Below are 14,649 nucleotides of genomic sequence, written 5' to 3'. Positions count from 1 at the left end.
TAAAGCAAAAATAGCTGCAGCGGCTTGAGTCATCGCCGCCGCCGCGGGCGAGTGGGAGCCTAATTGCGGCCGGGTCGTCGGTGACGCAAACGTGCCGGAGGTGGTGGCTCTTCGGGTTCGACCACCGGGGGCGGGACGGGCGCCGGGGGCGGCGGAGGGATTGCGGCCAGGGCGGCGTTGCGGGCGTCGGCGACACGGTCGCTGGCGGAGGGATTGGCGGCGACGGCGGCGCTTGCCATACGGTCGATGACGGCAACGTCGCCGGTGCCGACGGCGGCGGAAGTGAACACGCGGTTAAGCGTGCCGGTATTTACGCCCGAACGCTCGCTATCCATGAGCACGGCCACGGAACCAGCGGTGGCCTGCATACCTCGATCGGCCAACGCGGCGGTGCGGGAATCCTCGTAGAGCGCCGCCAATTTCACCGCGTTGGAGTCTCCGTTGCTGCCCGTGCCCGGCGGCAACGCGATGGTCGGTCCTCTTCCGCGGTCACCGAAGGCCACGGTTCCATCCAACACGGTGACGACGGTGAGGCTGTCGGCTCCGGCGGCGGCTGCCTCCACGCTGACCGCGTAATTGGTGCCGCGGGCACCGGCGGTGCCTTTGGGCGTGCGCACGCCGTAGCGTGATTTTTCACGTTTCTTGGGGTCCAAATTCGCGACGAGATTGCCGCTGCGCAGGGTCAACGTCGTGCGCTCGATGCGTTTTTTATCCGGCGTGATCACCACATCGGCCGACTCGAGCTTAAAGGTCGTGCCGGGCTCCGCCGTGGTAATCGCACCCTCGAAGGTTTGCAGATGAAGACGCGTGTAGGGACCCACCGTGATCGTGGCCCCATTGGGCACATGGAGTTTAGGAATCAATACCATTGCGGTGCCGGTGTCCGCCAATACCATGGTCGCGATTTGGTCTCCGCTCATCGCCAATACGTGGGCGCGATGCTCCGCGACGGGTTGGGCCGGCAAGGCGGCGACGCCGGCGGAGAGGAGCAGGAGACCCCGGCAAATATGGCGTGGAATTTTCATGACGATAACAGAGCAGAACGGCGGTCCCGAAGGGGGGCGGAGGATAAATCACGAAATAGGTAAAACACCCTAGACGTCAATTCTGAACTCCTGGGGTGATGATTCCGGTGGGGGGTCGGCGCGAAGTGAGGGAAGATTAACGGTTGGAAGCCCGGACGTTGCATCTCACCGATCGGCGGTGAATGGTCGCTGACAATCATGTATCGCTTACCCCGACTTCCATTTTGGGCTCTCTGCACTGGTTTGGGTTGCACGGCGCTGACCGCCGCGCCCGTCGCATCAATCAAATATGCTCCCGTCGCGGCGTGGTCCGCCGGCGAAGAGCGCCTCTTCCAGGGTGAATCCACGCTGCTGGCTTCCGTGGAAATGGATTTGGTGACGGTGGCGGCTGGCCAAACCATGCCGGGAACGACGAACCAAGAGTCTCTTTGGCTGGTGCAACGGGGCGAGTTTTTGGTGGAGTTGGGCGACGACGCGGAGCGGGTGGTGGGTCCGGGTAGCATTGTGTTGGTCATGCCCGGCGATGCCTGCAGGTTGACGAATCACGGCGACGAGTCGGGCACGGTTTATCGCCTGCGTTACCAGTCCAAGGCGCCGGTGAATCGGGCGCGCGGCGGAGAGGGCGGTGGTTCGTTGGTGGTCGATTTCGGGGCGCTGGAATTTCAACCGCATGATCGCGGCGGATTGCGCAGTTACTTCGATCGCCCGACGGCGATGACCTCCAATTTTGAAATGCATGTGACGACGCTCAATCGCGGCATCACCAGCCATCCGCCGCACACGCACACGGCGGAGGAAATCATTCTCATGATTCACGGCGAAGCCGAGGAACTCATCAACGGCGAACCCTATGCCTTGAAGACCGGTGAACTGGTGTTTCTCGACGCGATGGTGCCGCATGGCATCCGCAACACGGGCGACGGCACCTGCATGTATTTCGCCTTCCAATGGCGCTGACCTCCCGCACCTACGTCAACCCGGTCGGAGCGAAGCCCATCGTGATGGGTGATCCGTTTGCGTGGCAGCATGCGGGCAACTATTATCTGACCGGCACCACCGATCCCGAAGCGGGATTTCGCGGTTACCGATCGGCCAATCTTGTCGATTGGACCGAGACGGGATGGTTGTGGCGGCGCCAGCCGGATTCCTGGGTGGATGGCCGGTTGTGGGCCCCGGAAGTCTGTGCGTGGCGGGGGAAGTTTTATCTGACCTACAGCGGCACGCTCCGCGGAGTTGCGCCGATGCGCATGCTGATGGGGTTGGCCGTGAGTGACCATCCCGAGGGCCCTTACCGCGATCTGCGCACGCCGTGGTTTGACCCGGGTTATTCGACCATCGACGGGCACCTCTTCATCGACGACGACGACACGCCGTATTTGTATTTCAGCCGCAACGGTTCGCGGGACGGCTACGACTACGGCATACTTTACGGCGTGCGATTGTCGGAAGACTTACTCACTCCGGTGGGCGAACCGATTCGATTGATGGAGGCCGATCAACCGTGGGAAACGGAGATTCGCGATTGGAACCGTTGCAACGAAGGCGCCGCGGTCATTCGTGTGGGTTCGCACTATGCCATGACGTATTCTGCAAATCACTACATGCATGCTTCCTACGGCATCGGGGCAGCCACCGCGCCGCACCCCTTGGGTCCCTGGACCAAAGACCCGGCCAATCCGATCGTGAGCAGTGATCCGGCGGTGGGAGCTTCGGGCCCCGGCCATAATTCGATCGTGTGGTCCCCGGACCGGTCGGAGCGCTTCATGGTCTATCACGCGCATGCGGATCCGACTCAACCGTCCGATCGGCGGGTGGTTTACATCGATCGATTGGACAGCGATCCAGACACGGGGCGGTTATCGTTACGAGGACCGACCCGATCACCGCAGGCCTGGCCCCGCGGCGTCGGCGGCGAGGTCTCGGCGGGATGACCGGTCGGTCCCAGCGGGCGCGACCCAAGGATCACGTGAGAGAGGCGGGCGAAAAATAGTTTCGAAAGTTTGTCACCGGTTGAGGCTTTGCGGGCACTACTCCGTCGCCCACGATGAGAACGCCCGACGCCATGATCCTGACTGAAACCACGAGCGACGCAGACTTGGTCGCTGCCACCCTGGCAGGCGATCGGGCCGCCTTTGGTCGCATCGTGGAACGTTACCAACGGCTGCTGTGCTCGCTGGCTTACTCTGCGGTGGGAAGCCTGAGCGAAAGCGAAGACATTGCGCAGGAGGCGTTTGTTGAAGCCTGGCAACAGCTGCGCGGCTTGCGCGACCCCGAGAAACTACGGTCGTGGTTGTGTGGCATCCTCCGTCACAAAGTCGGACGTTCCCGGCGGCGCGCCCATCAAGAGCCGGTCAATCACGCGGTGGACCCGGAGTTGGCGGACCAGATCCCCTCGGCGGAAACATCGGCGCCCGATCACACGATTCACGCCGAGGAACAAGCGATTCTGTGGCATGCCCTCGAGCGCGTGCCCGCCCGCTACCGCGAGCCCCTCGTGCTATACTATCGCGAGCACCGTTCGATCGAGCACGTGGCGGTCGAACTTGATCTGTCGGAGGACAACGTGAAGCAACGGTTGTCCCGGGGGCGCAAAATGTTGAAAGACCAGGCGCTGGCATTTGTGGAGGGCGCTCTCTCGCGCAGCACCCCCGGCAAGGTGTTCACGATCGGAGTGCTGGCGTCGCTGCCGGTTCTCGCCCCCCCGGCGAAAGCGGCGGGCATCGGGGCGGCGGCAGCGGCGGCGACCAAGGGCGTGGGAAGCGTGGCAAAGACGACGCTGTTGGCGGCGGTGTTGGCCTCGGTCAGCGGATTCATCGCCTCGGTCATGACGTTGCGCATGAACCTGGACCAGGCGCGCACCCCGGCGGAACGCCGCACCGTCGTGCGCATGACGGTCGTGTTGCTGGGCTCGGCGGTCACGTTCATGCTGCTGGTGCTGGGCGGCGCGATGGGGATGAGAGCGTATCCGCAGCACGTGGGATGGGCGGTGCCGCTTCACCATGCGGGCGTCGTGAGCTTTGCGGTGGTTTGGACGGTGCTGATTGGGCGCATGCTGCGGCAGCAACGCGAGTTGCGTTCAGCCGAACGCGTGCGTGATCGGGAGGCATTTGCGGATCCGCGAGATCAGGTCGGATCGGCGGCGTCGGAGTATCGGAGCAAACGCAAATTTTTGGGTGTGCCGCTGGTGCACATTCGCTTTGGTGCGGCCGATGTGGGACAACCGCCGGTGTTCGGCTGGGTGGCGGGAGGAGACCGCGCCATCGGCCTGTTGTTTGCCTGGGGCGGTTGGGCGGTCGGCTGCTTCAGTGGCGGGGCCGTGAGCTTTGGATTGGTGTCCTTTGGGGCGGTGAGTTTTGGCGTGATCGGATTGGGTGCCGTCGCGTTCGGCGGCATCGCGCTGGGGGCCGTATCGGTCGGCTATCACGCGGTGGCCTCGATTTCGGCCACGGCGTGGCTGAGCGCGCAGAGTGCGATATTGGCGATCTCCCGGTTTATCGCCGTGGGCAAGGTGGCGATCGCACCGCATGCCAACGACGAATCCGCTCTGGCTATGTTGGCCAATCCCCACGCCGAGCGGGACGGCCTGATATTTTGCATTGTGATGGTGACTCTGGCGCTGGTCCCCACGGCGATTTACGCGCGCGCCGTGCGTCGTCGCATGAAACTCACACGGCCCCGGTAACGCCGTGGTTACGCGCCCGGAGTGCGCTGCCTGCGACGCGCGCGGCGCGGGCGCCGTTGCGCCAGGTAGCGACGCATGTGGGGCGGCAGGGATTCGTATATGCCGACGAAGTCGCGAGCGATGCGACCTTGTAGGTAGTGAGCCAAGCCCCAGGCCGCACCGGCGCAGATGGCTTGATAAATCGCGGTGTGCAGCGCCGACGGAATTTTAGCCAAGGGGAATTTGGCGAGATAGTGACTGACGTATTCCAGCTCCTGACTCCGCGTGAGCCAGCCAAAGGTCTTCTCCTTGCCGTCGGTGAGCAGGTAGAACACGTGCCAGGAGATTTCCTTCACGACGGCGGCTCCGGTCGCAACGGTTGCGTCGATGGCGGTGGCGATGCCGGAACCCACGTAGCCGAGATAACCCGTCATGCCGGAGAGACCCTGATAGTATTCGATGGTATTGAGAAGCAACGCGGTGAACAGCGCGGACCACACCCCGAGGCGGGCGATGTAGACCAGGATCTGATCAAAGGAAAACTGCAGCACGCGCCACTCCTGTTGCAGGGCGTCCCGAGCGTTGGTCAACAGGCGGGCCGATGGTGTCCGACGGCCGCGCCGCAGTTTCATGCGCACGTAGGCTGCGGCGCATTGACGAAGACGCTGGAAATTTTCCCGTTGTCGGATCAATGCGACGACCAAGCGAGTGGCGAGCAGGACAAAGATGATGATCGGGGCCGCCACGGTGAATGACTCGGCGTTGTTGGTCGCACCGGCGTGCAGCAGGCGGGTGTAAATGTCGGCGCGGATGCCCGCCATGTTGGTGAGGTTACCGATGGCATCGCTGAACTTCCCCTGCGCCAGATGGGGAAAGAACTCCGCCGCATTGGCCGCGGCGGCGTAGAAAACATTGCCCACCTGGGATTTTACGTCGAACCAACCGGCGATCTTGAGCGGGGCGTAGTGGCGCATCGACGCGACGTAGTGGGTGGCCAATCCGTAGAGAGCCAACAGCAGGCCGAGGCAAACGGAACTGCTCAACATTGTCACCGAGGCACGGCCCAGCCATCCCAGCGCGCGACCCACGCTGAAGCGACCCGGGGAGCGCTGAGACTTCTTTTTCAAGCTCCCATGGACAACGATATCGGCGTTTGGTGCGCTATTTTTTACTCGCGGGAAAGTGAAGATCCCTGGGCGCAAACTCCGGACCATTTCGAAGCTTCGATTCAAATGCGTAGGAGCGTGCGGGCACGCGATGACACCTGGCTCTCGCTGCCAGCTCCCGAATGAGCGTGCTCATCGCGCGCCCGCACGCTCCTACGTTTCGGCCAAGCCAGGGGCCCGCTCCGGGGTATCAAACTTAAACGGAATGAATCATCCGCGCTCGACGGGCAGTTGCAGACGCAGTTCGAAGTGTTCCTGACCGTGGGCGAAAGGCCGCCCGATCCACGCTTCGAAACACGGTTGATCGGTGGGCACGTAGCCACTCGTTGGCAACCACGTCGCGAAGAGCCAGTCCAGCGCCCGCATCTCGAGATCAATGCCTCCGCGGATTTCAAGCTCGGCCACGCGCATGGCGGGAAATTCGAAGCGACCGATCTCGCCGGTCGGTGTGACATCGTCCACCTCAACCCCCACATCGTAGCGACACTTCTCAACGTCGACGATTTCCGGGTCATCCCAGGCGTAACCCAGCCATTGCCGGTCGGCGCAGCCGTGCGCTTCGGCCCAGGCCATGAGTCGGTCTGCGGCCGCGGGCACCACGCCTTCGCGATACGAGTTTGCGATCCGAATATAGGCGACGATCCGCGGTGGCAGCGGTCGAAAAGTGACCGCGAAACCGTCCGGGTTTTGGCCCGGCGGCAGACCGTCGAGCAGGTGACGTTGAGCGGGACCGGCCACCGCCGTCTGCCAATCGTCGCGACGCGTGGCCCGAAACGCATCCACGTCGAACCGACTCGGTGGCACGCCGTATTGTTGTTTGAAACACCGCGAAAAGTCGGCCGGGGATTCGAAGCCGCAGGAGAAGGCAATGTCGGTGAGGGAAGGGGATCGGCGCGTGGACCAGTCCTTTTGCGACATCAGTTTCAAGGCGCGTTCCAAACGCACGCGTTTGACGAACGTATTAAGCGATTCGCCCATGAGGACGGAGAAGACGCGGTGAAAATGAAACGGCGAAAACCCGGCCGCGCGCGCCACGGCATCTAGCCGCAGTGTTTCATCCCAGTGTTGTAGGACAAAGTCGACCGCGCGGTTGATGCGTTCGACATAGGCCAGCGGAGGCGGGGCGGATTTACCGGGAACGTTTCGCAAGATTTGTAAAGCGGATCGGGGCGCGATCGGTTAGAGTGAATCGTCTCGTGATCATTTAACCACAGATGGACATAGATATACACCGATAAGAATTTGGACTCCATTAACTGTGCCCGTGGGGCATTATTTTCACCGTCCACCAGATCCTCGCCAAAACTATGAAACTCGGAACCTTTTCCCTCAGCCTCGCCGTCAAGGACATCGCCGCATCGCGCGCTTTTTATGAGAAACTGGGGTTCACTCAGGTCGGCGGCGAGCAATCGCAAAACTGGCTGATCATGCGCAGTGGCGAGACCACCATCGGTCTGTTTCAAGGCATGTTTGAACGGAACTGTCTGACTTTTAATCCAGGCTGGAACAGCCAGGGCGAAACTCTCGAAAACTTTGACGACGTGCGGGCGATCCAGCGTCAGCTCAAAGCCAACGGGGTCGGGCTCAATCAGGAGGCGGACGAGTCTGGCACGGGACCCGCGAGCATCACGATGATTGATCCGGACGGTAATCCCATTCTGATCGACCAACACGTGGGCTAGCGCACGTCTGAGAAAGCCGGGCGTAAAGCCCGAACCAAAATTGGATTACGCGGTTATCCCGGCGGGGCGGGTTTTACGCCCGGCGTTGTTTCAATGGAGGCGACTCTGCCCTGATTCTAGCACTCGTTCGAACCGGCTTCGCCTCTTGACCAGACATGCCTAGGCTCCGACATCCGGTTCCGCGGCGGGCAGGGCGTCGAGCACGCTCTGCCAATGGGCGGTTTCGTCCGGTTGGTTCGTTTGCCCATAGAGTTTGATGAGACGTTCCACCGTGGCGCGAAGGTGCCGCGGGACATCGGGCGGAGTTTCGGATTCGGGCAAGGTTGAGAGGGTCGCGTAGGTGTCCAGTAGCAGCGGCTCGGCCGTGGCGAAGTCCTTCAGCTCGATGAGGTCAAAGGCGAGGTTGGACATGCTGACGAGTGTGGTCTTCGGATGGGCCGGGCCGTCGCGAGTTTTATCCAACGCAAACAAAGCCGTCCACAGCGGCACGGCCTTGTCGTAGTGTTTGAGCTGTTGGTAAGCCCACGCCAAATCGCGCATCGTGAGGAGGCGCTGTTGATGGTCGGGCGCGAGCGTGGCTTCCTGGATGTCGAGTTTCCAGCGCCAGATGCGGGCCGCGTCATCCCATTGATTCATTCTGCTGTAGTTGCCGGCGAGATTGCCTTGGATGATGAGGGTGGTGGGGTGCTCCGGACCGAGCACGAGGTTCATCCCTTCGATGGCGCGGAGCATGACGCGTTCGGCGTCCTCGTAGCGGCCCTGCTCCCGGTAGTTGTGACCGAGGTTGGCGAGAATCGTGAGCGTGGAGGGATGTTGATCACCCAGGGTGCGGGTGAATACCTCGAGTAATGTTTCGCGCAGGGCAATGGCTTCGTCGACTTTGCCGCGATGGAGAAGTGACGACGCGAGATTGTTCGTCAGGGTGAGCGTGAGAGAGTGCTCGGACCCAAGCACGCGACTCGCGTTGGCCAGCGCCGTGGATTCGAGTTGCTCCGCTTCCTCGCGTTCCCCCGTTTTCTTGAGTGCCAGGGAGAGGTTGGCCATGGATACAATCGAACGATAGTGGTCGGGCCCCAGAATACGGGTGACCTTTTCCCACACGTCCCGATTGAGCGTGACCGCCTGTTCGAACTTGCCCTGATCGAGGTAGTTCGACGCGAGGTTGTTCATCGTGTTGATGGTTTCGGGATGGTCCGGTCCCAGCACGCGACGAGCGATGGCAATGATCTCCCGGTTGGCAGCTTCAGCTTCGGCCGGTCGACCTTGTTGTCCGTAACTGTGCGCCAGATTGTGCATCAGGGAGAGCACCTGTTTGTCTTCGGGACGCGAGGCACGGCGGACCTGGTCCAACCCTTCCTGCAGCACCGCCTCGGCTTCGGCTTCGCGGCCGGCACCTTGCAGCGAGCTCGCCAGATAGTTGCGGGTATCGAGCACCTCGTCGGCGGTCGGACCGTGCCGCGCCATCTGCACCGAGAGTAGGTGCTGAAACACCGCCGCGGCCTCAGGGTATTCATCGTGCCCCATGTGCACACGGCCCATGGCCGAACGAGCCTCGCATGTATCCGGATGTTCGGGACCGAGCAGATCGCGGCGCAATTCCCACGCCCGGGTGGCGTGGGGCTCCGCCAGGCTGGTGAGGTTGAGTCCGAGATACGACACCGCGATCGCCGTGCGCACCGCCGCCTCCACCAGAGGCTGATCAGCGAAGCGCTCGCCAACCGTGGCGGCGGCGCGATCGAGGGCGTCGCGCACGCGTAGATCGGGATCGGCGGTTTCGCCGCCGTCGGCCTGGAAAAAACTGTCGGCTTGGCGGAGGAGATCCGACACCAGGAAATCGTTTACCGCTCGGGAAATCGCCGCCTCATCCCGGGCCAGACGTTCGGCGCGACCGGCGCGAACCGCCTGGTTCACGCTGATCACCGTGCCGAGTATCATGGTCGCAACAATCGCGGCGGTCGCCCCCACGGCGAGGCGGTGGCGGCGCACCATTTTCTTCAACCGATAGGCGGTGCTGGCCGGCCGGGCCTCCACGGGTTCGTGGTTGAGGTGGCGTTGCAGATCCTGCGCGAGACCGATCGCCGAGTCATAGCGCCGGTCCCGGTTTTTTTCCAGGCAGCGCATGACGATCCAGTCGAGATCGCCTTTCACGAGATTGATCAACGAAGGCACGGTGATGTGACGGTGGCGGGCCGTCGTGGCCAGTGTATCGGGTGCGAGGGTGTGCAGGCGGGTGGATGGACGCGGCGGCTCGACTTCGCGAATGTGCCGACGCATCTCATCCAGCCCGATCTTGACCAGGGTCGGCGCCTCGAACGGGGGTTGCCCGGTGAGCAATTCATACAGCAGAACGCCGAGACTGTAGATGTCGCTGCGCGTATCAATATCATCACTACCTGCGCCGGTCTGTTCCGGACTCATGTAGGCGGGGGTGCCCATGAATTGTTCCACGGTCGTCAGCACCGCCGCGTCGGCGTGGCGGGACTCCGTGGCTTTGGCGATGCCGAAGTCGATGACCTTGGGGCAGGGGACGCCGTCGTGCATGGTCACCAGCACATTGGATGGTTTGAGGTCACGATGAATCACCCCCTTTTGGTGCGCGTGCTGCACGGCGAGGCAGACGCGCCGGAAGAGCTCCAAGCGAGCAGCCAGGGGCAGGTCGTGTTCATCGGCAAACGTCGTGATCGGTTGGCCATCGACGAATTCCATCACGAAGAAGGGGCGGCCCTCGGCGGTGGCGCCGGCGTCGAAAACCCGGGCGATGTCCGGGTGCTCCATGAGGGCCAGCGCCTGGCGTTCGGCTTCGAACCGGCGAATGACCTCCACGGTGTCCATGCCGAGTTTGATGATCTTCAGGGCGACGAGACGGCGCACCGGCGCGGTTTGTTCCGCGAGATACACCGTGCCGCAACCGCCTTCGCCGATCTTGCGTTGCAGCACGTAGTGGTCGATCACGTCGCCCACTTGGGCGGCGGTCGCGGTGGTGGGGCGATTGACCAGCGGTTGTTGGAGGAAACTCGTGGCGGCGTCGTGGGAAGCCAGCAACGCCAGGACGCGTTGGCGCTGGGGGAGATTCTCCGCGCAGACGCGGTCGACAAAGGCAGTCCGTGCGGTGGGGTCGAGTTCGAGAGCGTCGGCAAAAATTTGATCGTCTTCGGGCATGAGTAATGGGAGGGCGGGCGGCACTTCGTGCGAAATGCCGCCAGGGAAAAGGACAGTGAAAACGCGGCGGAGCGAAGGAAGTGATTCGGCGCCAAGCGGGACGCGACATCAAATGGTAATGCGGTGATTAGGACAGAGATTCTCGTTTACGAAGGAATGCTCGCGGCGTAGTTTCGGCGCGTCAGTCAAACCCCCGGCGGCACCCCTTCCGCCTCAAACCCTCAGTTTTCTCCATCCATGTCGATTTCATGCTCGACCGCGCTGCGGCGCGGGGCGGTCACGTGTCTTTTGATGATCGTCGGCAGTGCTTCGGTCGCCGCCAGTTGGCCGGTTTATCGCGGCCGCCAGTGGCTGTGCCACTATTACGAAAAACCCGCCCCTGATCAGTTCGTGCCCGCGATCTTCGAACTGAGTCGCAACAACTACTTTGCCATGCCCGGGCACACCACGCTCGGCATCGGTTTCATCGCGAGCGTGCTGCGCCAGAATCCGGATCGGATCGACGACTGGATGTTGCAATGCCGGCCGTTGCCGGAGTCGGAGCGTCGCCTCCTGATCGCGGCGTTGTGGTATGCCGGTCATCCCAAGGGCGAGTCCTATTTGGACTACTACGCGGAAAATATCGTCGATGCCGAGATGGCCACGCGCCTGCGCACCGTGATGACGCGTCCGGTGAGTTTCGAGGAGGTGGAAATCCGGTCCCTGAGTTCGCTCTATCTGCAGTGGGGCGTGTTTCTTGCCACCGGCGACGAGGCGGTGCTCATCGATGTGCTGGCGGCGGCGGATACCCTGCCGGATATCGGAATCAAGGAACGTTGGTGGCTGGCGTGTGCGGCGGCGGAACATCGCAGTGTCGTCTCCTGGTGTGAGGCGGCGGTCGCGCGCGATCCCGACAATGTGGCGGGCATCGCTCAGTTGATCCTCAATGCCGGGGCGGTGGCGCAGACGGAGTAGCATGGACGCGGTCGGCGACCCGGAATGACCATCGTGTGCGCGGCGATCCCGAGTGGTGTTCGCGGATGAGCACCGGATTATCCCGATTGCGCACGGGCTGATTCCTCTCGACCCTGTGCACCGGTTCCGCTCAAAAGCGAGCGTTGCCCGAAGGCCGAGGGAGAGCGTGATGATGCTCGTTTCGTTCCGGGGCCGCCATCAACCAACCGCTCTTTTGTCATGCTTCTCAATCTTATCGTCGTCGCGGCTCTGGTCGTAGCCAACGGATTCTTCGTCGCCGCCGAGTTCGCTCTCGTCAAAGTTCGAGTAGGGGAACTCAAGGCCCAGGCTGCGGGCGGCCACGGCAAGGCCGTGCGCGCTTTGTCGATTCATCAGAATCTGGATACTTACCTGTCGGCCTGCCAACTTGGCATCACGCTGGCGAGTCTGGGTCTCGGTTGGGTGGGCGAGCCGATGGTGGCGAGTTCGCTGGAGCCGCTTTTGCTGCAACTTGGCATCGCGATCGAGTGGCACCATTACATCGCGTTCCCCGTGGCGTTCACGGCGATTACCTTTTTGCACATCACGCTGGGCGAGCAGGTGCCCAAGATTTATGCGATCGCCAAATCCCACGCGGTGACGCTGCACGTGTCCCATCCGCTTCATTGGTTTACGGTCGCGTTCAAACCCTTCATCTGGGCGCTCAATGCCCTCAGTAACAGCATGCTGCGGGTCATCGGTTTTGATACCGAGGAGTTGCACGGCGGGGCGCTGAACGCGGCCGAGCTCAAGCTGCTCCTGCGTGAGTCCAAGGACGGCGGCCACGTCTCCAACAAGGAGCACAAAATGATTGTGAATGTGCTCGATCTGGAGGCGAAGTCCGCGCGCCGCTACGCGGTGCCGCGGCACACGGTCGTCTTCCTCGATTTGAACGAATCATTCGCCGAAAACCTGGCGGTGGCCAACCGTTCCCAGCACACGCGATTGCCGCTCTGCGATGGCGGCTTGGACAAGTGCGTCGGGGTGATTCACGTGAAGGATCTGTTCCAACAGCTCGCCGAGCAAAAGACGCCCCATGACCTGCGGGCGCTGGCCCGGCCCGTCAGCTTGTTGCCCGAGACGATCAAACTGCAGGCGCTGCTCGCCCACTTTCAAAAGAAGAAGGAGCATCTGGTGTTGCTCGTCGACGAGTTCGGCAGCGTATCGGGTATCATCACGATCGAGAACGTGCTGGAGGAGGTGGTTGGCGCGATTGAGGATGAGTTCGATCACGAGGTCGGTTTCATCACTCTGCTCAATGCGCAGGAGGCCGAAGCGCGCGGATCTTGCCCCATCGACCACCTCTGTCGCGCGTTCAACCTGCCACCGCGCGAAACCGAGGCCGATACGGTGGCGGGCTACATCACGGAGTTGATGCAACGCATCCCGCACAAAGGTGAATCCGTCCGTGATGCGGACTTTGCCTTTACGATCACGGAAGCGACCGCTTCAACGGTTGTGCGGGTGAAGATTGCTTTGCTGGTGGAGGGGTAGCGACGGCCCACCGAGCCACTCCGCGTTGGAGTGGGACCGATGGCATCGCGGCGGTCGCCTCGGCGAGGCCGGCCCTACCTGGTTCAGTTACACCGTGGTCGGATCCGGATGCACCCATGGGGCGCGATAAGCGCGGGCGAGGTGGCCGGTGGCTTCGGCGTCGCCCGGGACCGTGCGCGAGGCCGGGTCGTAGGCCAACGGGCGACCGAGGTCGATGGAAAGATTGGCCAGTTCGCACATGGCGCTCGAAATGTGACCCTCTTCGATGTCAGCGAGCGGACGGGAGCGCTGTTCGCGGGCCGCCATGAAGTCGAGCACATGGCGGTTTTCGGTTTCTTGAAACACCTCTCCCGCTTGGCCGAAGTCGACGTTCTCCAGATCACCGCTGGTCGACATCATGTGCCGACCCTCGCGTGGTCCGCCGTCGGCCGGAGTGAACACATACTCATACATGGTGAGGTTGAGCGTGCCGTGTTCGCCCAGAAAACGGGCACCCCACTGATCGCTCCAATTGCGCTGTGGAATCGGTGAAGCACCCCACATGCGGTGCTCCCAACTGATGTCGAGATCGGGATAATGGAACGTGCTGTGCTGAGTATCCGAGACGTCGGAGAACGAGTTTTTGTGCACGTAGATGCCGCCGGTGGAGTGGATCGTCTCCGGCCAGCCCAGATCGAGCAACATGCGGACTTTATCGAGCATGTGCACCCCGAGGTTGCCAATGATGCCGTTGCCGTAGGCCATGAACGACCGCCAGCCGCGGTCTTCGATGATGGCTTTGTAGGGCACTTTCGGTGCGGGGCCGGCGTAGCGCTCGTAGTCGAGGTGAGCGGGAACCTCGGCGTCGGGAATCGGCCCGTCGCTCCATCCCTCAATGCCGAGATAGCTGTAGGTCTCGACGAGGGAGATTTTACCCATGCGGCCGTTGCGCATGTAGTGGTCGCGGGCTTCGAGGTAGAGCGGGTTGCTGCGACGCTGCGTGTTGACCTGCACGACGCGGTCGTATTTGCGCGCGGCGGCGACCATGGCCTCGCCCTCGATGACGTCGACCCCGATGGGCTTTTCGAGATACACGTCACAACCGGCTTGGATGGCATCGATGGTCTGCAACGCGTGCCAGTGATCCGGCGAGGCGATGATCACGATGTCGGGCGCGCCGGCCGCGAGCATGGCGCGGTGATCGGTGTAGGTTTGCGGGGCGCGGGTTTGGTGCTTGGCGACGAGCGCGAGTGTCTTGGTCAGGTTGCGCGTGTTGACGTCGCACAGTGCGACGACCTCAACATCGGTGCAGCGGGCAAACACCTCGAGATTTACCCCGCCATACCAACCGCTGCCGATCAGGCCGATCGTCGGACGTTTCTTGGTATCGACGGCGCGGAGACGAGAAGAGGCGGCAACGGCGGCACCGGCCACGGCGAGGTTGGAGACAAATTTGCGACGATTCATGGGGTAGGGAAAGATGAACTAAGATAGAACCTGAGACGGACGGA

At 62.3% G+C, this 14,649-nt stretch carries 11 protein-coding genes; 6 read left to right on the top strand and 5 right to left on the bottom strand.

What is annotated here, in order from left to right; all coding sequences use genetic code 11:
• Window positions 1–59 precede the first annotated feature (59 nt).
• Window positions 60–1,025 (bottom strand): FecR domain-containing protein, encoded by a 966-nt coding sequence (locus tag PXH66_RS14910; RefSeq protein WP_330929835.1) that lies wholly within the window; start codon window positions 1,023–1,025, stop codon window positions 60–62.
• A 198-nt stretch (window positions 1,026–1,223) separates the two neighbouring features.
• Here PXH66_RS14910 and PXH66_RS14905 point away from each other — a divergent pair, with 198 nt between their 5' ends.
• The 3 genes from PXH66_RS14905 to PXH66_RS14895 all read left to right on the top strand — a co-directional run bounded on the left by PXH66_RS14905 (window position 1,224) and on the right by PXH66_RS14895 (window position 4,707).
• Entirely contained in the window at window positions 1,224–1,982 is a 759-nt protein-coding gene (locus tag PXH66_RS14905; protein WP_330929834.1) for a cupin domain-containing protein, read from the top strand.
• Entirely contained in the window at window positions 1,973–2,956 is a 984-nt protein-coding gene (locus PXH66_RS14900; RefSeq protein ID WP_330929833.1) for a glycoside hydrolase family 43 protein, read from the top strand. Before PXH66_RS14905 ends, PXH66_RS14900 begins: the two co-directional genes overlap by 10 nt.
• Before the next feature lie 131 nt (window positions 2,957–3,087).
• Window positions 3,088–4,707 carry an RNA polymerase sigma factor gene (locus PXH66_RS14895; protein ID WP_330932060.1) on the top strand — a complete coding sequence of 540 codons (1,620 nt, stop codon included), beginning with the start codon at window positions 3,088–3,090 and terminating at the stop codon, window positions 4,705–4,707.
• 8 nt (window positions 4,708–4,715) lie between these two features.
• On the opposite strand, the gene PXH66_RS14890 is transcribed toward PXH66_RS14895, so the two are convergent.
• Together PXH66_RS14890 and PXH66_RS14885 are read right to left on the bottom strand one after the other, a co-directional pair.
• On the bottom strand, window positions 4,716–5,813 hold the full coding sequence (locus PXH66_RS14890) for a hypothetical protein (RefSeq protein ID WP_330929831.1): 1,098 nt from the start codon (window positions 5,811–5,813) through the stop codon (window positions 4,716–4,718).
• 249 nt (window positions 5,814–6,062) lie between these two features.
• On the bottom strand, window positions 6,063–7,001 hold the full coding sequence (locus PXH66_RS14885) for an AraC family transcriptional regulator (protein WP_330929830.1): 939 nt from the start codon (window positions 6,999–7,001) through the stop codon (window positions 6,063–6,065).
• 158 nt (window positions 7,002–7,159) lie between these two features.
• Here PXH66_RS14885 and PXH66_RS14880 point away from each other — a divergent pair, with 158 nt between their 5' ends.
• A complete protein-coding gene (locus PXH66_RS14880) occupies window positions 7,160–7,534 on the top strand; it encodes a VOC family protein (RefSeq protein WP_330929829.1) in 375 nt (124 codons plus the stop codon).
• 159 nt (window positions 7,535–7,693) lie between these two features.
• On the opposite strand, the gene PXH66_RS14875 is transcribed toward PXH66_RS14880, so the two are convergent.
• On the bottom strand, window positions 7,694–10,693 hold the full coding sequence (locus tag PXH66_RS14875) for a serine/threonine-protein kinase (RefSeq protein WP_330929828.1): 3,000 nt from the start codon (window positions 10,691–10,693) through the stop codon (window positions 7,694–7,696).
• Window positions 10,694–10,930: 237 nt separating this feature from the next.
• Here PXH66_RS14875 and PXH66_RS14870 point away from each other — a divergent pair, with 237 nt between their 5' ends.
• Together PXH66_RS14870 and PXH66_RS14865 are read left to right on the top strand one after the other, a co-directional pair.
• Window positions 10,931–11,647 (top strand): hypothetical protein, encoded by a 717-nt coding sequence (locus PXH66_RS14870; RefSeq protein ID WP_330929827.1) that lies wholly within the window; start codon window positions 10,931–10,933, stop codon window positions 11,645–11,647.
• Between the two features lie 219 nt (window positions 11,648–11,866).
• Window positions 11,867–13,159: a hemolysin family protein gene (locus tag PXH66_RS14865; protein ID WP_330929826.1), complete on the top strand. Its 1,293-nt coding sequence runs from the start codon at window positions 11,867–11,869 to the stop codon at window positions 13,157–13,159.
• Between the two features lie 87 nt (window positions 13,160–13,246).
• On the opposite strand, the gene PXH66_RS14860 is transcribed toward PXH66_RS14865, so the two are convergent.
• Window positions 13,247–14,605 (bottom strand): Gfo/Idh/MocA family protein, encoded by a 1,359-nt coding sequence (locus PXH66_RS14860; RefSeq protein WP_330929825.1) that lies wholly within the window; start codon window positions 14,603–14,605, stop codon window positions 13,247–13,249.
• Between the last annotated feature and the right edge of the window lie 44 nt (window positions 14,606–14,649).

The organism is Synoicihabitans lomoniglobus, assembly GCF_029023725.1.
GTDB lineage: Bacteria > Verrucomicrobiota > Verrucomicrobiia > Opitutales > Opitutaceae > Actomonas > Actomonas lomonigloba.
Note: the sequence above shows the minus strand (reverse complement) of the source record. Positions and strands in the feature narration are given on the sequence as shown.